Source organism: Lysinibacillus sphaericus (assembly GCF_001629735.1).
GTDB classification, from domain to species: Bacteria; Bacillota; Bacilli; order Bacillales_A; family Planococcaceae; genus Lysinibacillus; species Lysinibacillus pinottii.
Genome location: NZ_CP015224.1, coordinates 3566315 through 3584183, shown reverse-complemented (window position 1 = coordinate 3584183; position 17869 = coordinate 3566315). Strand labels below are relative to the sequence as shown.

Annotated in this window: 23 protein-coding genes; 19 read left to right on the top strand and 4 right to left on the bottom strand. The window is 35.7% G+C overall.

The window, feature by feature from the left end:
- The first annotated feature begins 428 nt into the window (after positions 1-428).
- The 11 genes from A2J09_RS17615 (at position 429) to A2J09_RS17575 (ending at position 9008) form a co-directional block, all read left to right on the top strand.
- Positions 429-1877, top strand: a complete 1449-nt coding sequence (locus A2J09_RS17615) for an Msr family ABC-F type ribosomal protection protein (protein ID WP_012295993.1) — start codon at positions 429-431, stop codon at positions 1875-1877.
- 265 nt (positions 1878-2142) lie between these two features.
- Positions 2143-2460: a hypothetical protein gene (locus A2J09_RS17610; protein WP_012295992.1), complete on the top strand. Its 318-nt coding sequence runs from the start codon at positions 2143-2145 to the stop codon at positions 2458-2460.
- Between the two features lie 203 nt (positions 2461-2663).
- A complete protein-coding gene (locus A2J09_RS17605; RefSeq protein ID WP_012295991.1) occupies positions 2664-3356 on the top strand; it encodes a response regulator transcription factor in 693 nt (230 codons plus the stop codon).
- A complete protein-coding gene (locus A2J09_RS17600) occupies positions 3349-4497 on the top strand; it encodes a sensor histidine kinase (RefSeq protein ID WP_036162420.1) in 1149 nt (382 codons plus the stop codon). The genes A2J09_RS17605 and A2J09_RS17600 overlap by 8 nt, the downstream gene beginning before the upstream one ends.
- Before the next feature lie 118 nt (positions 4498-4615).
- Positions 4616-5059, top strand: coding sequence for an SRPBCC family protein (locus A2J09_RS17595; protein WP_012295989.1), 444 nt, complete (start codon positions 4616-4618; stop codon positions 5057-5059).
- 287 nt (positions 5060-5346) lie between these two features.
- Positions 5347-5523 carry a hypothetical protein gene (locus A2J09_RS23800; RefSeq protein WP_012295988.1) on the top strand — a complete coding sequence of 59 codons (177 nt, stop codon included), beginning with the start codon at positions 5347-5349 and terminating at the stop codon, positions 5521-5523.
- Positions 5524-5591: 68 nt separating this feature from the next.
- A complete protein-coding gene (locus A2J09_RS17590) occupies positions 5592-5813 on the top strand; it encodes a hypothetical protein (RefSeq protein WP_036162419.1) in 222 nt (73 codons plus the stop codon).
- A gap of 800 nt (positions 5814-6613) precedes the next feature.
- Entirely contained in the window at positions 6614-7354 is a 741-nt protein-coding gene (locus A2J09_RS17585; RefSeq protein WP_231112974.1) for a serine hydrolase, read from the top strand.
- Between the two features lie 129 nt (positions 7355-7483).
- Positions 7484-7732 (top strand): hypothetical protein, encoded by a 249-nt coding sequence (locus tag A2J09_RS24280; protein ID WP_231112973.1) that lies wholly within the window; start codon positions 7484-7486, stop codon positions 7730-7732.
- A 228-nt stretch (positions 7733-7960) separates the two neighbouring features.
- Entirely contained in the window at positions 7961-8485 is a 525-nt protein-coding gene (locus tag A2J09_RS17580) for a cupin domain-containing protein (RefSeq protein WP_012295986.1), read from the top strand.
- A 106-nt stretch (positions 8486-8591) separates the two neighbouring features.
- Positions 8592-9008 carry an Rrf2 family transcriptional regulator gene (locus A2J09_RS17575; RefSeq protein ID WP_012295985.1) on the top strand — a complete coding sequence of 139 codons (417 nt, stop codon included), beginning with the start codon at positions 8592-8594 and terminating at the stop codon, positions 9006-9008.
- A gap of 60 nt (positions 9009-9068) precedes the next feature.
- Here the strand turns inward: A2J09_RS17575 and A2J09_RS17570 are convergent, their stop codons facing one another.
- On the bottom strand, positions 9069-9473 hold the full coding sequence (locus A2J09_RS17570) for a carboxymuconolactone decarboxylase family protein (protein WP_012295984.1): 405 nt from the start codon (positions 9471-9473) through the stop codon (positions 9069-9071).
- Between the two features lie 107 nt (positions 9474-9580).
- Here A2J09_RS17570 and A2J09_RS17565 point away from each other — a divergent pair, with 107 nt between their 5' ends.
- The 5 genes from A2J09_RS17565 to A2J09_RS17545 all read left to right on the top strand — a co-directional run bounded on the left by A2J09_RS17565 (position 9581) and on the right by A2J09_RS17545 (position 12642).
- Positions 9581-10000, top strand: coding sequence for an Lrp/AsnC family transcriptional regulator (locus A2J09_RS17565; protein ID WP_012295983.1), 420 nt, complete (start codon positions 9581-9583; stop codon positions 9998-10000).
- Positions 10001-10080: 80 nt separating this feature from the next.
- Positions 10081-10539 (top strand): GNAT family N-acetyltransferase, encoded by a 459-nt coding sequence (locus tag A2J09_RS17560; RefSeq protein WP_012295982.1) that lies wholly within the window; start codon positions 10081-10083, stop codon positions 10537-10539.
- 10 nt (positions 10540-10549) lie between these two features.
- The gene (locus A2J09_RS17555; protein ID WP_012295981.1) at positions 10550-10894 is read left to right on the top strand and encodes a YunG family protein; all 345 of its coding nucleotides are present in this window, start codon (positions 10550-10552) and stop codon (positions 10892-10894) included.
- Between the two features lie 140 nt (positions 10895-11034).
- The gene (locus A2J09_RS17550) at positions 11035-11628 is read left to right on the top strand and encodes an NADPH-dependent FMN reductase (protein ID WP_012295980.1); all 594 of its coding nucleotides are present in this window, start codon (positions 11035-11037) and stop codon (positions 11626-11628) included.
- 75 nt (positions 11629-11703) lie between these two features.
- Positions 11704-12642: a ring-cleaving dioxygenase gene (locus tag A2J09_RS17545; protein WP_031416660.1), complete on the top strand. Its 939-nt coding sequence runs from the start codon at positions 11704-11706 to the stop codon at positions 12640-12642.
- Positions 12643-12802: 160 nt separating this feature from the next.
- Here the strand turns inward: A2J09_RS17545 and A2J09_RS17540 are convergent, their stop codons facing one another.
- Positions 12803-13192, bottom strand: a complete 390-nt coding sequence (locus A2J09_RS17540; RefSeq protein ID WP_012295979.1) for a RidA family protein — start codon at positions 13190-13192, stop codon at positions 12803-12805.
- Between the two features lie 436 nt (positions 13193-13628).
- On the opposite strand from A2J09_RS17540, the gene A2J09_RS17535 reads away from it, so the two are divergent.
- The 3 genes from A2J09_RS17535 to A2J09_RS17525 all read left to right on the top strand — a co-directional run bounded on the left by A2J09_RS17535 (position 13629) and on the right by A2J09_RS17525 (position 15984).
- Complete coding sequence (locus tag A2J09_RS17535) at positions 13629-14681, top strand: AI-2E family transporter (protein WP_012295978.1); 1053 nt, start codon at positions 13629-13631, stop codon at positions 14679-14681.
- A gap of 94 nt (positions 14682-14775) precedes the next feature.
- Complete coding sequence (locus A2J09_RS17530; protein ID WP_036162936.1) at positions 14776-15309, top strand: GNAT family N-acetyltransferase; 534 nt, start codon at positions 14776-14778, stop codon at positions 15307-15309.
- 219 nt (positions 15310-15528) lie between these two features.
- Positions 15529-15984 (top strand): GNAT family N-acetyltransferase, encoded by a 456-nt coding sequence (locus A2J09_RS17525; RefSeq protein ID WP_012295975.1) that lies wholly within the window; start codon positions 15529-15531, stop codon positions 15982-15984.
- 44 nt (positions 15985-16028) lie between these two features.
- On the opposite strand, the gene A2J09_RS17520 is transcribed toward A2J09_RS17525, so the two are convergent.
- Complete coding sequence (locus tag A2J09_RS17520; protein WP_036162418.1) at positions 16029-17372, bottom strand: MATE family efflux transporter; 1344 nt, start codon at positions 17370-17372, stop codon at positions 16029-16031.
- Positions 17359-17826, bottom strand: coding sequence for a GNAT family N-acetyltransferase (locus A2J09_RS17515; protein ID WP_012295973.1), 468 nt, complete (start codon positions 17824-17826; stop codon positions 17359-17361). The genes A2J09_RS17520 and A2J09_RS17515 overlap by 14 nt, the downstream gene beginning before the upstream one ends.
- Positions 17827-17869: the final 43 nt, after the last annotated feature.

Genomic DNA, 17869 nt, shown 5'->3' with positions numbered 1-17869 from the left:
TTACACGTCTTTAGTCTGGAAGACCTTGACTAATTAGAAAAAATATTTATAATAGTCATAACACTTTTTGGGAGGGTTATTAAAAAATGACATATTCGATGAGGCGACGTTGCCCTGATTTAAGCCAATAACTGAATAGGGTCAAAACGGTTTGTGAAGCCAGAGTATACGAGATAGTCTGTCCTTTTTTAATCATCTTCTATCATACAAGAAATAGAATAGCTCACGCCTTTATGTAGAGACATAATCTCTAAATATATTCTAGTTACTTGGATTACAGGCAAATTGTCTGTGATTGGTTGCTTTATCCAATAAGGAGGAATAGATCATGCATATGCTATTATTCTTTTGATACGAGCTTGAACTAAAAGCTCGTATCGGTACCATAGCTATCGATACGAAATGATTCAATTTCGGGAGGTAGTCGTATGGAAAAAGTTTGCTTTGAATTAGATCGCCTAATTGTAAGTTATTTAGATAAAGAGATTTTAAACATTGAAAAATTGGCCATTCACCAATTTGATCGTATCGGTATCGTTGGGAAAAATGGCGCTGGGAAAAGTACATTAATGAAGATACTGGCTAGCAAGATTCAGCCCACAAGTGGGATAGTAAAAAGTCATGTACATTTCGGTTATTTTGAACAAATGGAAGCACCAATGCTCGTAGAGGCGGAGGGACAGTTATTAGGGAAATTAGCTATTCCATCAAATTCTGAGGGACTAAGTGGTGGAGAGCAAACGAGATTAAAGTTAGCTCAATTATTCTCCTATTATAAGGAGGCACTGCTCATTGATGAGCCAACGACACATTTAGATCAAGAGGGTATTTCATTTCTAGTGGATGAATTGCGTTATTACTATGGTGCGCTCGTACTAATTAGCCATGATCGAGCGGTTCTGGATGAATTGGTCACAACAATTTGGGAGATTGATGGGGGCACAGTAAACATTTATTCGGGCAATTATAGTAATTATGCTTGGCAAAAGCAGCTGGAGCGAGATCAACAACGTCAGGCGCATGACTTGTACTTGAAAGAAAGAAGTCGTCTTGAAAAATCTGCTGAAGATAAAATGAAAAAGGCTGAAAAAATTACCCAAGCAGGTAACATGTCAAAAAGAGAAGCTCATGCAAAACCGAACCTTACGTTTATGACAAAGTCCAAAGGTACAAGTCAAAAAAACGTACAACGGGCAGCCAAGGCAATAGAACAGCGAATAGAGAAGCTTCAGAAAGTAGATGCGGTGCAGGTAGACAGAAAAATAGTTTTTCGACAATCGAAAGCTTTAGAACTGCACAATAAATTTCCGATTATGGCAGATCAATTCACGTTACACGTTCCGGGAAAAGCACTATTGGAAGAAGTAAACTTCCAAATACCATTGGGTAAAAAAATTGTGCTTACAGGTAGTAATGGTTGCGGAAAGAGTACATTATTACGATATATTGCAACTAATGGGGAGGGATTGACCATTTCTCCTAAGGCTAAAGTCGGCTATTTTAATCAAATGAGCTATCAATTTAAAAGTGAGGAAACAGTTCTCCAATTTTTAAAAAATCGCGCTGATTACGATGAAGGCTTTTTAAGAAATATTTTAAGTTCCATGCAATTTGTAGGAACTGATATACAAAAGAGTGTGAACTCATTAAGCGGTGGGGAAGCAATACGCCTCCAGCTATGTTATCTGTTTTTGGGAAACTATAATATACTGTTATTGGATGAGCCAACCAACTTCTTAGATATTCAAGCATTAGAAGCGCTAGAGCAATTTATAACGGCTTATGAGGGGACCGTAATCTTCGTGACCCATGATAAAAATTTTATCGAAAATGTAGCAGACATACACCTCACAATAAAAAATAATAAGATATTTTAAATGTAAAGGTGCGATTCTTTCAGCAGAAGAATCGTACTTTTTTTATTGAATTTATGTTCATAAGAAGAGTATATAAAAGCGTAAATATACTATAAAAAGGAATGATGATCGATATTCAAAACAGATATGTCAGCGAAATTTTGAACATTATAGGAATGTATAAGAAAATCATCAATTATTATATAATCTAACCTTCCTCTAACCTAGCAATCGATATACTTGGTCTGTAACTATTGTTACAAATCATTTTCTTGGAGGGATATTTATGAAATTAAGAGCATTAGGGGTAGGAACACTAGCATTAGGGTTATTAACAAGTGGTTTTTCATTTTCTGCATTAGCTTCTTCAAATGATGAGAATGAAAAAGGGGCACAATCAATCAAGGCTGATATGAAGATACTTAAGCCTGGAGAGAAAAAGGAGGTTCATAAAGGCTTGTTAATGAAAAAAACAAAAGTAGATGAAAAAGAATCAGTAAAAGTGAGCGTAAAAACATTTGAACCTGGTAAAATGCCAGCTATTCCTGAGGGTGCTGTGATGATGACAACTACAATAGTTGATGGCGGGGAAAAGGATAAGTAATGAAAAGAAGCTTGTTTTGATTTTTCAAAACAAGCTTCTTACTATGTAAAGGTAAAAGAGACAAGTGTTAGTTAATTTAAATTATTTTAAAAGCTAATTCAAGTAGGCTATTCTAGGACAAAGGAGTAGAACGTGTTTGTTAGAAAATTTATGAAACTAACGGTTCGTTAAAAAAGTCTGATTTTTAAAGGTGGATAGAACGAATGAAACTTTTATTGGTCGAAGATGAGGCTGTCTTATCCAGGATCATCTCTAAAGGGTTAAAGAAATCTGGCTATGCCGTTGATACAGCTTTTGATGGTAAGGAAGCATTAGAATTATTCGAAATCAATGAATATGACCTTATTATATTGGATTTAAACCTACCCAAAATGGATGGCATAGAGGTGTTAGAGCAGATTCGAGTTCAGAACGAGGATGTGAAAATACTTATCCTTTCAGCACGTTCAGCTATTCATGATAAAATAATGGGTCTTGATTGTGGAGCCAATGATTATTTAATAAAGCCCTTTGATTTTCAAGAGTTGGATGCGCGTATACGCAACTTATTAAGGCGGTCTTTTAGTCAAAAAAGTGCCATTATATCTTTTGAAAATATAACACTTGATAGCTCAAAGAAAATAGTTTTAGTGGATGGTGAGATGATACATGTTACCAAAAAGGAATATGCTATTTTAGAATATCTCATGCTACATCAAAATAAAGTAATTAGTTCAGAGGAGTTGATAGAGCATGTATGGGACAGTGAAACGGATTTATTTTCAAATTCACTCAAGTTCCATATCCATTCATTACGGAAAAAAATAGCAGATGTTTTGGGGGAAATAGAAGTGATTCAGACAATCCGAGGACAAGGTTATATCATTACAGAAAATGATAGAGGTTCCCATGAATAACTTATCATTAAGAATGAGACTAACACTTTTAACTGGCTGTATTTTTATAGTGGTTACCATTTTACTAACGCTATTATCGATTTATAGTGCTGAAGAGAAAATCGTTCAACCTATTACGTCATCGCTACTCAATCAAGAAAATAGTCTTCACAAGGAAATCATGGATGAGTCGGCAGTAGAAACCAAGATGAATCAGGATATCGTTGCTCAGATAAAGATTACGGATGTAAGAGAGGCGAAAAAGAAATTTATCAATCAGAGTGTCATTTGGATGTTAATTATTATTGTAGCAGGGATAGCTTCGATTTATGTAGTGGCTGGTCGGGCTTTAAAGCCAGTTCATGATCTTAGGCAAAAAATCGGAAATATAAGCGAACATAATTTATCTCAACGTATTGAACATATTTCTACTAAAGATGAAATGGGGGATCTTACAGTTTCATTTAATCACATGCTAGATCGCTTGGAAAAATCGTTTCTTTACCAAAAGGGCTTTGCCGCAAATGCAGCACATGAATTGAGAACGCCACTAACAACAATGATGGCAGGTATCCAGGTTTTAAAACTAGAAAAATCTCCGACAGTAGAAGATTATAAGGAAACGCTAGAGGTGACAGAGGAAGGTACACAAAGGCTCATCCAAGTGGTAAATGATCTTTTAGCATTAGCCTATGAACAAACGGAACATTTTACAGATGATATTGAGCTTAGAACAATGCTTGACACGATAACACAGGAATTACAGTCTTTATGTTTAGAAAAAAACATTACTATTTCTGTCAATATTGATGTTGAAACAATAAAGGGAAATCAAACATTACTCTATAGAGTTTTTTATAATATGATTGAAAATGCAATTAAGTACAATCATAAAAATGGAATGATTGAAGTTCGAGGGCGTGTTAAAAATGGAGCTACTCATATTTCAATTGAAGATTCAGGAATAGGGATACCAAAAGATCAGCTACATTATATTTTTGAGCCATTTTACCGTGTCGATCATTCCCGAGCTCGTGAGTTAGGTGGTTCGGGGTTAGGTTTATCTATTGTAAGAACAATCGTTGAAAAACATCAAGGTAAAATAAATGTTAACAGTACATTGAATGTCGGTACAAGATTTGAGGTCATTTTACCATTGTAAAGGTGCGATTCTACCATGAGGGGAATCGCATTTTTTTATTAAATTTTTAATAAAAGAGAGGGAAGAGGGATAATTTGGCGAATGTGATAGATAGACACTATAAAAAGGAAGATGATCGATGATGAATACGAATGTGACGACTAAATTAAAAATCAAGCAGCCAGCTCATAAAGTTTTTGAAGCCATTATTTCCCCTACTGAAATAGGACATTATTGGTTTTCTAGTAGCTCTGAAAGATGGGCAGAGGGGAAGAGGATTACATTGAGATACGAGGAGTATAGTGCAGAAGGAATTATCTCTGTACTTGAAATAGAGACTAACAAAAAAATTGTATTTTCTTGGGGGGAGGAGCATGGTGAAGTGACGATTGTTACTATGACTCTTGAGGAATATCAAGGTGAGACAATCATTGAGGTAGTGGAATTAGGACTGAACGCACATGATCCGGAAATTGTGACGAAAATGATGGGCCAAAAAGAAGGCTGGATTTATACATTAACCTGTCTCAAAGGATACTTAGAAAATGGCATAAATACTTTAAGAGCTTCATTAATTCATTAGAGTATTTAGCTTATAATGTAATGACCTTAAATATTGATGCCACTATGAGGGACAAGTCTTTTTTTAAAAGTCAGGATTTAAAACGTGTCAGGTAAACTATGCTTAATATTTAAAATAGACATAATCATTTAAATCTAATTTTATTAAAGATTAAAAATGATTATGTTTTTTTTATTAAAAATTGAAAAGGTCTAAGATAACATAAATGAATGTTTTAATATTTTCCATATATGTTACCATATTAATTAGTTGTAAAATATTTTCCAAAATTAAATAGGATTGAAGTAATGAGATACTTATTGTTAACATTTTTAGGATTATTGTTATTTTTAGGGTTTTCAATTACACCAAGTTCTGCTGCAGAATTAAATAATGAGGAAATAGTAGTCGATAGAGCAAATTACAATTCTGAATTAGATTTCGAAAATGCTGTCAATAGTTATATGAAGATGAAAATATTTTAACTGTAACAGTTATTGATCGTAATAGAACAATTGAAGAAAATGTCGAAGAAAATTTACGTGTCCAACCAATGAGCGCATTCGTACCGTATGCAGACAATGTATTTCTTGCCGGTAGAACTCAAGGTACACAATTGCTTAATACGTTATGGGGAGAACCAGGAATAGAGATGAGCTTAACTAATACTTTTTCAGCTTCAGCTACTCTTGATGGTACAATAAGCGGTTTTAATAAAAATGCTGTTTCCATTGCAGTTGGGTTTAGTGTTTCAAGTACACATGCGGTAAGCTAAACTGGTAAATATACAGCTTCAGCTAACCACAATGGAAAAAAGTAAGACGAGTAGAATTAAGCGCTTATCCTGTACTTGATCAGTATCATTTTGATTATTGGGTTCCTGAAAGACAAATTATTTCTACTAAATATGTTTGTGCTGGGAGTGGGGTTGCAGGAAAACCAGTGGGAGTATCCTATACAAAAACTTATAGATATGTATAAACAGAATTGATAGGTGATTTTTTGGATAAAAAAATTTTTTCAAGTTGTATAATTTTTATTGCTGTTATTTCGTTATTTAGTCCGACAATTATTTCTACTTTAATGCTACAACAAAGTTCAATACTTAATACTCATTATTACATTCAATACATTGCTAATTTATTAAGTTTCCATCTAAGTTTATTCTTTTTGGCTTCATTAGCATTAGTTTTATTTATCAAGAAGAGGGGCGATGACTAAATTAACACATTCAAAACCCACCTAAATCTCACGTAAATGGAGATTATAGATGGGTTTTTGTTTCTTCCTATCAAATTAAATAAAGCTTTGGTATTAAAGCAAGACTTCTTCAGCTTTTGAAAAATAAAAAAGTGCTAACCGTCGTGTTTATTTACTGAACAATGATACAGTAACATTGGTTGCGCTAGATCAATGTTACTGCCAGTTATATGTTTAGGTCCGTCGAAAAAACGCTTAACCAGCAGTAATGTCATAAAGATGAAGCAAACACAGAAATAGCGTTGCAATTAAACCAGTTGTCTACAGCATTACAGCAATGGTTGGTGGAAGTAGCAGAGTGATGGAGGGATTAAAGTGAAAAAAATATACTGGATGATGGGTGGCCTTTTAATTTGTGCAGGGTTTGTCATAGGTATAGTATTTTGGAAATTTCAAAAAGAGATGAAGAAGGATGACCCAGAATATATTGTTCAATTTATAAAGGAACATAGAGCTGATAAAAATGTTTCAGTAGCCATTCAACACAATCAGCAGTATTGGGTGGAACTAAACACCATGGAACAGCTACCATTAGCCAGTACAGTTAAAATCATCGTAGCTATCGCATATGCTCAACAAGCCGCAGATGGACATATTAATCCTCAGCAACAAGTTCGCTTAAGGGAAATAGAGACATTTTATATCCCTAAAACAGATGGAGGCGCCCATGAAGCGTGGCTAGCGCAGTTAAACCTCAATGGCAAGGAAAGTGTACCGCTGAGCGAGGTTGCGAATGGAATGATTACTTATAGTTCTAATGCCAATACAGATTATTTAATGCATGTACTAGGGCTTCAAAATATCAATGAGGTTCTCACTCAACTGGGTGTAAAAGGTCATGAACCCCTCTATCCAATCACAAGTGCTCTCTATATCCCTATCCAACTACGAGATGAAAAGAGCCTAACGGAAAAAGAAACACTAACTGCCTTAAAAGATATGGGGATGGCTGAATATCGAGAAAGGGCATGGGCTATTCACAAAAATTGGCTAGAAGAACCTTTAACAACAGAGCAGAAAGCTCAGGCCATAAAAATGCTCAATATGGATGTTTAAAGGGTATGGTCTGATCGTTTAATAAGGGCTTCAACAAGTGATTACATATCTATTTTAGAAAAATTGAACAGTAAAAATTACTTTACTGAAGATATACATAAATATTTAGATCCTGTAATGGAACAGTTGATGCAAAATCCGAAAAATCAAGAATGGCTTACACACGCAGGTCAAAAAGGAGGGTCAACAGCCTTCGTATTGACACTAGCTGCCTATGCGAAGGATAAGGAAGGGAATCAGACGGAGATAGCCTTTTTTGCTAACGATTTAAATACAATGGAACAAATTAAACTATCTACTAGTATGAATAGTTTTCAATTGAAATTTCTTACAGATGAAAAATTTAGGATGCGTCTTCAAAGTGAATTATCTGAGTGATGCATTGCCTCTAAAATCATCTATGTTCATCAAGCAACCTTTCAAGACAATCTGAGAATGTAGGATCATGTCATTCAAATAAGCCATAACACAGGATGGGAAGCTCCCCATCCCTTTTTTTATAATGATATCTAAAGAGCGTCCGTATAGCCGAGGTAGCTAGAATTCGTACATTCCTTCAACTGTCTGCATACTATACATTAATAATATGTGAGAGGATTGAGATGGATGCATTACCCTTATTATCATAATTACCCCGCTTATAATTACGGCTATCACCCTGTTTATTGGGCTTATCCAGCACAGCAACAAGGGAACAGAAGTAATATGCGGACAGATTATGGACCAGAGCCATTCGTTGTAGACATTGAGGAGGTAGCGAAGCATAATAAAAATTTCCGTACTGCGTTGTGGACAGGGTCCAACTTACAAGTAACTGTGATGAACATCGATGTAGGAGATGATATTGGCTTAGAGGTGCATCCTCATGTTGATCAGTTCATTTGTATTGAAGAGGGTAAAGGAGTTGCCCAAATGGGACCGACGAAGGATTATTTAAACTTTCAAAGAAATGTTTCTGAAGATACAGCCATCATGGTACCCGCAGGGACATGGCATAATATTGTAAATATAGGAAATGAACCATTAAAGCTTTACACGATTTATGCGCCACCCAACCATCCATTTGGGACTATTCATGTGACGAAGGCAGATGCAGTGGCTAAAGAAGCGGGCTATGGTCAAAATAACTAAAAGATAAAAAGCGTGTTTTATTAAACATGCTTTTTTTTCGATATATGGTAGAATGTTTTTTAATTGCAGATAATAAAGGTCCTTATTTAATGAAAGAAGGTAATGAATGATGAAATATTCAAAAGCAACAAACTATGCGTTACATACAATGGTGTTTTTGACGAATATGCCTAAAGGTAAATCAATGAATGTCGAGACGCTAGCAGACATGCAGAAACTATCCCCAACCTATCTTTCGAAAATTTTAACAAAGCTTGTAAAGGCTGGTTTAATTGAATCGAATCCAGGTGTTAATGGAGGGTATCGTATTTCTAAGCGACCTCAAGAAATTTCCTTTTTAGATGTGATTTACGCTATCGAAGGACAAACCACATTATTTAGTTGTTCCTCTGATCATGAGGATTCCTTTCATAACGAAGGTTGTCTCATTGAACAAGTAATGGTGGATGCTGAGAATAATATGAAAGAAGAGCTAAGTAAGAAATTTATTATTGATATAGCCCATGAAATCGATAAAAAATGAGGTAGGCGGATAGAAGGTTGAGACTGGCGGATAGGAACTAGGGGGACCCTAGTTCTGTTATTATTTCAATTGCATAAGGGCCCCGAAGTATTGCTGTGCGGTGGTGAAGCAAATAAATGCCAGTAGTTCACTGATTTCTGCCTCTGTTAAATAGTCCTTTAAGAGAGCAGTGATATAGGGTGCAGTATGCCCCTTAGTGACTAAGAATGCTTCAGCAAAACCTGTGCAAACAGTTGTTTTCTCATCGTAATGCTGAGGGTCTGGTAGACCTTTTGCCTGACAGTACTGACAACCATTTTTTTGTGCCAATGTTTTTCGGACCTCTTCTTTCAAATGTGCAGATAAATGACCGTCCTTTTCGACTGCTTTCCCAAGTTGTAACCAGTGCGACTGTATGTCCTCGTTATAGCCTAATAGTTGTTGAAATGGTGTTAATCCCTTGTTATATAAATGAATTAGTGTCATTAGTCTTCCCTCCTTTTAATTAGTGTAAAATATGAATAACGTAGTTAACATGCGAAATAGAAGGGAAATGTTTTCTTTCTCTTTTAAAATGAAGGGAATTTTCTATAATGGATTTCATTAACGAAAGAATACTAGAAGAATTGAAAAAAGACAGTCGAATTTCTATGAGTGAATTAGGCAGAAGAGTACACTTATCGGCACCTGCAGTTCGTGAAAGAGTACGGCATTTAGAGGAGCAGCAAATTATAAGGAACTATACGTTGGACATTAATACAAAGGCGCTAGGCTTTCCTATTGAAGCTTTAATTGAGGCAACAATTAAAAATAATCGCTATATAGATTTTAAAGAGCATATCCAGACATTTACAAACGTAGATTTTTGCTATCGAATATCGGGAGAGACTTGTTTCTTATTAAAGGCTCATTTTCAATCTTTTCCTGATGTAGAGCAGTTTATTGATGATTTACAGCGATATGCACATACAAAAAGCAATTTTATTTTTTCTGATATATGTGAGGACAAATAAAAAAGGAGATTTTTATGGAAATCAAATTATTTACGGGTGAAGTAGATGCATGAGTCCATTTACTAACTCAAAATATTTGGATGTACCACACAAATCAGCACATAAAAGAAGAGACAGTTCGGGCAGCATTTGTAGAGGGCTATTATGGGAATGATCGTGAAACCCATTGGATACTGGAAAATGGAAAAAGGATAGGGATTATCTTTATTCATGATATCAGTGATACCATCCCACTGTTTGATATCCGTCTAGATGAAAATTGTAGGGGAAAAGGATATGGCGTAAGGGCACTTCGATGGTTACAAGAGTATCTATTTGAGGTAAAGGGTAAAATTCGTATTGAGGGCTATACAAGGGTTGATAATATAGGGATGCGGAGATGTTTTAGCAAAGCCGGTTTTGTGAAGGAAGGCTATTTACGAAATGCTTGGGAAAATGAAGATGGTACAGTGACTGATAGTATTGTCTATGGCGCAATTAAAGAAGATTGGATTTTAGGAAATCTAACGCCTATAAGCATAGATGACGTTCCATTTTAAGGAGACTAGTATGAAGATAAATGTACTAAATGCTTTAAGGCAAGCTTGGTCAGCTCAATCAAGTTCTAAATGGCGTATTGGGAACCCTGCAAAAGGACAATGTGGTGTTACTTCTCTAGTGGTACAAGATATTCTCGGCGGGGAAATTAGGAAAACACGTTTGGATGAAGGCTGGCACTTTTATAATGTAATCAATGGAGAGAGAATGGATTTTACGGAGGAGCAGTTTTCATCAAAAATTGATTATCAAGATATTGATTCAAATAGAGCGGAGGCTTATCTAGATACGAATCGTGCTCAATATAGCTATTTAAAATCACAAGTTAATAGACATTTAGAAAGGGCAGAGGGATAGATTCCTCTGCCTTTTCTAAATTTTAAAAACAAAGGTGTTGACGTTTAGGAAAGAGGCGTGTTATTATTATCTCGAATTCAAGATAAATAAATTCAAGATAAATGAATTCGAACCTTTAGCTTTCGTAAGGAGGTACAATAATGGGTTTTTGGAATAAATTATTTTCTTCAAAAAAAGAGGAGGAACAAACAATGGCAGAATTAAATATCGGTATTATTATTGGATCAACACGTGAGGGACGTGTAAGTCCTCAGGTGGCACAATGGGTAAAGGAAATCGCAGATCAGCGAGGCGATGCAAACTATACAGTAATTGATATTGCGGATTATAAATTGCCATTATTAGGAGAGCCAGGGCAAGATGCTTCAGGTGCACAGGCTTGGTCAGAAATTATCGCTAAACAAGACGGATTTGTGTTTATCGTACAAGAATACAATCACTCTATTACAGGTGCTCTAAAAAATGCGCTAGATTATTTACGTGTTGAGTGGAATAACAAAGCAGCAGGAATCGTTTCTTATGGTTCTGTAGGTGGAGCTCGTGCGGCAGAGCATTTACGTGGCATTATGGGTGAGCTTTTAATTGCAGATGTACGTGTTCATCCTGCCTTATCCTTATTCACAGATTTTGAAAATGGTTCAGACTTTAAACCAAAAGCTGTACAAGCGGACTCAGTCAATCAAATGTTAGATCAAGTAATCCCATGGTCAAAAGCTTTATACACAATTCGTTAAGCTTGCCTGTTTGAAATAGGACGATATTGAATAAAGTGTGGGAGAGAAAAATTAGACAGGAAAGGGCATGTTAACATGAAAAAACATACAGCAGGTATTCACCATATCACAGCTATTGTAGGCCACCCACAAGAGAATATTGATTTTTATGCAGGTGTGTTAGGCTTGCGTTTAGTGAAACAAACTGTAAACTTCGATGATCCTGGCACATATCATTTATATTTCGGTGATGAAGGTGGGAAACCTGGAACAATTATTACCTTCTTCCCTTGGGCCAATGCATATCAAGGGCGTATTGGTGATGGTCAGGTTGGTGTCACAACGTATGTTGTACCAGAAGGGGCACTACCATTTTGGATTAATCGCTTAGCAAAATTCTCGATTCCTTTCCAAAAAGCTGAACGCTTTGGTGAGCAAGTCATTCAGTTCGATGATCCACATGGTCTGCATATTGAACTCGTTGCCCGTGCTGCAGGTGAATTAAATAACAGGACATTTGGAGAAGTAACGCCAGAGGTTGCCATTAAAGGATTTGGTGGAGCTACATTATATTCTAGCCACCCTGAAGAAACTGCAAAAGTTTTAACAGAGGTAATGGGTCTTGAACGAGTAGCGACAGAAGGTGACTATACTCGTTTTAAATCCAATGCAGAGATTGGCAATACAGTTGATTTAAAAATGGTTGTAGGCCAACGTGGGCAAATGGGTGTAGGGACGGTTCACCATATTGCGTGGAGAGCACAAGATAATACGGATCATTTAGAATGGCAAGAGTATGTTATGAATCATGGACAACATGTAACGGAAGTCAAAGATCGTAATTATTTTAATGCGATTTATTTCCGAGAACCCGGTGAAATTTTATTCGAAATTGCTACAGATCCTCCAGGATTTGCTCATGACGAAACAATAGAGACGATGGGAAGTCAATTAATGTTACCATCTCAATATGAACAACATCGAGAGCAATTAGAAAGAACACTAATTCCGATTAAAGTACGTGAGCTTGACTAAGATATAGAATCTACTTAAATGAATGCGAAATGTTGAGAACTCAACATTTTCGCATTTTTTTGATCCGGCAAATCCTCATCTGCCGTTGAGCGCACGGGCCATGGCATTTTCTATGATTAAAGACAAATCACATATTTATAAAGCTCAACATAAAATGAATCTATAATTCTTTACAAGCCCAAGCATCGATTTCAACTTTTATGGCCGGAGCAGCCAGTGCCACTACATACAGCAAGGTTGTACATGGAAGATGCTCTTGCAAAAAATCATTAATTATTTCTTTTCGTTGATGAGCCTCCATATCGCCTACCAAATAAAACACGAGCTTTGTAATGTCTTGAATCCCCATATTAGCATGATCCAGATTTTTCCGAATATTCTCTAGCGCTATCTTCAATTGGGCGACAGGATCTTCAGGTATAGACCCATCAATATTCATGCCAATTTGTCCAGATAATGTTAACCATCTGCTTGGTTCTGTTATTTCAATTTGATGTACATAAGGGGCTACAGGTGGATGAATGTTTTCAGGATTTCTACTAATTTTCATGGAATCAGTCCTTTGCTATTATTCATTATTATCTCTCCATAAAAATAGCATAAAGTATTCATGGGTAAAAGTTATACAAATACCATTATAAATGAACTTTCAAATTGGATATGTGGTTTCAAAGGGTTATAATAGATTCATAAAATAAAGGCTTATACGCTGATAAAGCATTCAAAATAGATAAAAGTATTAACTTTTTAATTTGACTAGACATACAATTCACTTCACGCCCTTAGGTTTGATACAGATACTTCTAAAGAAACATGAATTTCGTCTTATTTTGAAGGTGGATGGTTATACTCATTAAATGAGAGGGAAATTTTTACATAAGAATGATGCGTATTGATGTAAATTAATGTTTACTACTGATGTTTAGTTACTAGTGCAACCTTAGGTAGCAGAGGCAGCGAGGCCGTTTTGTAGAAGGAGTGAATAAATGAGTAAATTCTTTCAGAGTAATGGATTTAAACGTTTTATTATTCTAGTTGGAATTGCTATTGCATTATATTTAATGCGAAGTATGATCAACTTAATTTTGCTTACGTTTATTATTACCTATTTGATGAATCAGCTTACTACGAAGACAACAAAAAGCATAAGAAAATACACACCTATGAATGAAAAAGCTGTTACTGTAACATTATATTTGTTACTGGTCGCTGGTATTGTCGCTGTGATCTACAAATACTTGCCAATTGTCACACAGCAAGTTACACAGCTTTTTGATCTTATTGCCAGTTTTAACCTTGATCCAGATGACAATGAGATTGCGAGATATTTAGCTCCGACTTTTGAGAAGATTGAGCTTGGCAAGTATTTAGAACAGGGTGTGGATATAACTCTCAAAAATATTACGAATATTGGTAAAATCATTATGCAAATTTTGATTTCCCTAATATTGAGTTTGTTCATATTGTTGGAAAAGAAGCGAATCATTGAATTTACGGCAAAGTTTAAGGATAGCAAAATTGGACCTCTTTACGATGAACTGAATTATTTTTCAAGAATATTCATCCGTTCATTCGGTAAAGTGATTGAGGCACAGTTTATTATTGCTGCTGTTAACTGTGTATTATCAGTGATTGCCCTTTCGATTATGGGCTTCCCACATCTAATTGCTCTTGGGATTATGCTCTTTATCCTTGGCTTAGTGCCAGTTGCAGGTGTTATTATTTCATTAATCCCACTCAGTATTATCGCCTATAGTATTGGTGGCTTAATGTACATTGTCTACATTTTAGTAATTGTTATGGTCTTACATGCAATTGAAGCTTATTTCTTAAATCCAAAGCTTATGTCAGCTAAAACAGATTTACCGATTTTCTACACATTCATGGTCATTCTTTTCTCAGAGCATTTCCTTGGTGTTTGGGGATTAATCATTGGTATCCCACTGTTCATGTTCTTGCTTGATATTCTAGGTGTTACTTCCTCGGAAGAAACTAAACAGAAAATGGACGCCGTAGAGAACAAAAAATTGATGGAATAGCTTTACAAAAGGATTCATCTCGTACGTAGAGATGATCCTTTTTTACTTTCTGGCTTAGCTCATTTAAAATAAGTAGGGGGTGTTTTTTACAATGATGGTAAAGGGACAGAAGGTATATTTAAGGGAAATCTCTGTTAATGATAGTGAAAGCGTTGAAAGATGCTTTCAAAATGAGGAAATCATGTATATGACAGGGACTCGTAACTTGCTAACAAAAGAACAGATTAAAGAGGCTATCTACCGCTTTAAAGAAGATTCTACACGCTATGATTTTGCTATTTGTTTAGTAGATAATGATCAAGTAATTGGTGATTTAGCTATTATGGAAGTTGATCGAGATAATAAAAAGGCAATGTTTCGTATAGCCCTGCATGAGTTAGAGGATTGTGGCAGAGGATTTGGATCAGAAGCAGTTCAACTTGCTCAAAAATTCACATTTGAGGAGCTATGTCTGAATCGTTTGGAATTACAAGTGTACTCTCATAATATAAGAGGGATTAAATCCTATGAAAAGGTCGGCTTCAAAAAAGAAGGAGTGTTGAGGCAGGCATTATTGATGAACAATACCTATTCAGACGAAATCATTATGAGTATTCTTCTGGAAGAGTATATGAACAGATCAAAATAGACATGGAGCCAGCATAAAAATTCTTTGTGCTGGTTTTAATTTTGCTAAAAGAAAAAAATGTTAATCGTGTATAAAAAAGTATGTTATTATAGGTGTGAATCTTTGTTGAAGGGGGCGGTCATTATGACAAATACATTTATTTTTATCGTTCAATACTGGGGGACAACGCCTTATTAACAGAGTGTTTAGCGTTTCCCTAAATTCGGAAGGGGACCATATATGTCTAGCAATACTGTAAGAATCGAAGAAGTAAATAATAATAATTGGTATGATTGCTGCCTATTAGAAATATCAGAAGAGCAAAGGGATTATGTTGAATCCAATGCTATTTCTATTGCGCAATCAAAGTTCGAACCGACTTTAAAGCCGTACGCCATTTACTATAAAGACCAAATTGTTGGGTTTTTAATGTTCAATGCTGTAAAGGAAGAGCTTGGCGGGTACTGGATCTATCGCATAATGATTGATCGGCACTTTCAAGGCAAAGGTATTGGCAAAGAAGCCACAAAGCAAATAATAAATGAAATAGCTAAGTTACCGGATGCTACAAAGGTTATAGTAGGCTATCATCCAGAAAATAAAGCCGCGCATCATCTGTATGCAAGTTTAGGGTTTGTCGATAACGGTGATCGTTTCGGTAAAGAAATGGCTGTTATTCAATATTTAACTGAGTAAATAGTAGGAAAAGGGACCTGTTTAATGACAAGGTCCCTTTTCATTTAAGCATCGCCAGGAGAGGCAATTATTCGTGGATTTTTTTTGATATACCCGTAAATAAGCAAGGCTGTAATCCCTTCTGCCACTGGGAAAGTCCACCAAATAGCTTGAGAGCCAAACACTTTAGGTAGAAGAATAAGCGTTGGAATAAATAAAATAATACTCCGAAGTAACATAATAGTCGTGGCAATACGAATTTTTTCGATAGATTGAAAGAATTCGGCGAGCACCATATTGATACCTAAAAATACATAGCCTATAGCAAAATGAACAAAGCCTTGAGTTGCCATATGACGAATTTCGAATGAACTATCTCCGAATAACGCCATGAGCTGTGAAGGAAAAAGCATGGCTATAAGTGCTGTTGTTAATCCTAAAATAAAAGCCGTAGCTAATCCGATTTTTAGTAATGCTGTTAACCTCTCCAATAATCTTGCCCCATGATGATAGCTAACTAATGGCTGTAGGGCCATGCCAATACCTAGAAAAATTGTTAACAGGACTGTATGAATATAATTGACCATTGCATAGGCTGTCACGCCACTTGCCCCTAGATAGTGTAAAAAGGTAACGTTATATAAAATGATAATAACTGCTACAGAGGCCTCGACAATAAAACTAGGTAAGCCTATAGCAAAAATTTTTCTTAAATCTGTTTTATTGAAGAATGAAGAGACAAACTTTAATTCAGATTGTGGACGGAAAAAATGAAGACATAGTACAGCTGTACCTATGATAGTAGCTATTGCTGTTGCTAATGCACAGCCTGTTACACCATAATCTAGAACGAAGATAAAAATATAATTTAAGATAATATTCAATACGGATGTTGTAATTAAACCTAGCATAGCTAGCTTTGGATTACCATCATTGCGAATAAAAATACTTAAAAGATTTTCAATTGTATAAAACACCCCAAATAACAAAATAACGTGTAAATACTCTTGCACATATGGATACGTATCATCACTCGCACCGAATATATAAGAAATATCTTTTAAATTAAACGCAAGGAACCCGATAATTGTTAACACGACCACAAGCATTGTAGTAAACGCCAACGTAAAGAGCTGATGGGCTCGTTGCTTATTGCCCTCCCCAAGAGAAATGGAATAGAGTGTAGCTCCACCCATCCCAATCCAAAGAGAAATAGACAGCAGAATAGAGAAAATCGGAACAGCAATATTAACGCCTGCTAACGCTGTAGGACCCACGCCGTGACTGACGAAAATGCCATCCACTAAAATATTCACGGACATTAGGAGCATGCCAATCATCGCTGGAAATAAATAGGATAAAAACAGTGGTTTGAGCGGCCTTGTTTCTATTGGATTAATGGTTGTCATGTCCATGCACCTCTAAGACCATTACTTTTTCCCCTTTATCATCTAGTTCACCATTAAATATAAAGCCAAACTGTTTATATAGCTGAATAGCTACTGCATTATTGTCATAAACACTTAAATATATTTTGTGACAGTTGAATTTTTCTGTTAAGTAATGTATAAGCTGCTGTAAAAAATGTTTACCTAAACCTTGTCGCTGATAGCGCTCATCAATTAAATAACGATCAAGCCATACTCGTTGACTATGATCCTCATGAGGAAATACGCCATACATAGCGAAGCCTATCACGGTGCTATCCTTATACAAGCCTAAAGGTGTAAAGCGCCGATCCATTTCCGCCTCTGCTAAGCATTGGTCTGTACTTTCGATAAAATTTTGCTGATTGTCAGCAATGCGTAATGCTAATATTTCTTGTTTGTTAAAAGCTGTAATGTCACGAATCTCCGTGAACATAATGTCAAAACCTTTCTATTTTTATTGTGAATAGGTACAATTT

Bases quoted from the DNA above. Each gene is read 5' to 3' on its own strand.
- A2J09_RS17615 (WP_012295993.1), top strand. From the start codon at position 429: ATGGAAAAAGTTTGCTTTGAATTAGATCGCCTAATTGTAAGTTATTTA.
- A2J09_RS17610 (WP_012295992.1), top strand. From the start codon at position 2,143: ATGAAATTAAGAGCATTAGGGGTAGGAACACTAGCATTAGGGTTATTA.
- A2J09_RS17605 (WP_012295991.1), top strand. From the start codon at position 2,664: ATGAAACTTTTATTGGTCGAAGATGAGGCTGTCTTATCCAGGATCATC.
- A2J09_RS17600 (WP_036162420.1), top strand. From the start codon at position 3,349: ATGAATAACTTATCATTAAGAATGAGACTAACACTTTTAACTGGCTGT.
- A2J09_RS17595 (WP_012295989.1), top strand. From the start codon at position 4,616: ATGATGAATACGAATGTGACGACTAAATTAAAAATCAAGCAGCCAGCT.
- A2J09_RS23800 (WP_012295988.1), top strand. From the start codon at position 5,347: ATGAGATACTTATTGTTAACATTTTTAGGATTATTGTTATTTTTAGGG.
- A2J09_RS17590 (WP_036162419.1), top strand. From the start codon at position 5,592: ATGAGCGCATTCGTACCGTATGCAGACAATGTATTTCTTGCCGGTAGA.
- A2J09_RS24280 (WP_231112973.1), top strand. From the start codon at position 7,484: ATGCAAAATCCGAAAAATCAAGAATGGCTTACACACGCAGGTCAAAAA.
- A2J09_RS17580 (WP_012295986.1), top strand. From the start codon at position 7,961: ATGCATTACCCTTATTATCATAATTACCCCGCTTATAATTACGGCTAT.
- A2J09_RS17575 (WP_012295985.1), top strand. From the start codon at position 8,592: ATGATGAAATATTCAAAAGCAACAAACTATGCGTTACATACAATGGTG.
- A2J09_RS17570 (WP_012295984.1), bottom strand. From the start codon at position 9,473: ATGACACTAATTCATTTATATAACAAGGGATTAACACCATTTCAACAA.
- A2J09_RS17565 (WP_012295983.1), top strand. From the start codon at position 9,581: ATGGATTTCATTAACGAAAGAATACTAGAAGAATTGAAAAAAGACAGT.
- A2J09_RS17560 (WP_012295982.1), top strand. From the start codon at position 10,081: ATGTACCACACAAATCAGCACATAAAAGAAGAGACAGTTCGGGCAGCA.
- A2J09_RS17555 (WP_012295981.1), top strand. From the start codon at position 10,550: ATGAAGATAAATGTACTAAATGCTTTAAGGCAAGCTTGGTCAGCTCAA.
- A2J09_RS17550 (WP_012295980.1), top strand. From the start codon at position 11,035: ATGGGTTTTTGGAATAAATTATTTTCTTCAAAAAAAGAGGAGGAACAA.
- A2J09_RS17545 (WP_031416660.1), top strand. From the start codon at position 11,704: ATGAAAAAACATACAGCAGGTATTCACCATATCACAGCTATTGTAGGC.
- A2J09_RS17540 (WP_012295979.1), bottom strand. From the start codon at position 13,192: ATGAAAATTAGTAGAAATCCTGAAAACATTCATCCACCTGTAGCCCCT.
- A2J09_RS17535 (WP_012295978.1), top strand. From the start codon at position 13,629: ATGAGTAAATTCTTTCAGAGTAATGGATTTAAACGTTTTATTATTCTA.
- A2J09_RS17530 (WP_036162936.1), top strand. From the start codon at position 14,776: ATGGTAAAGGGACAGAAGGTATATTTAAGGGAAATCTCTGTTAATGAT.
- A2J09_RS17525 (WP_012295975.1), top strand. From the start codon at position 15,529: ATGTCTAGCAATACTGTAAGAATCGAAGAAGTAAATAATAATAATTGG.
- A2J09_RS17520 (WP_036162418.1), bottom strand. From the start codon at position 17,372: ATGACAACCATTAATCCAATAGAAACAAGGCCGCTCAAACCACTGTTT.
- A2J09_RS17515 (WP_012295973.1), bottom strand. From the start codon at position 17,826: ATGTTCACGGAGATTCGTGACATTACAGCTTTTAACAAACAAGAAATA.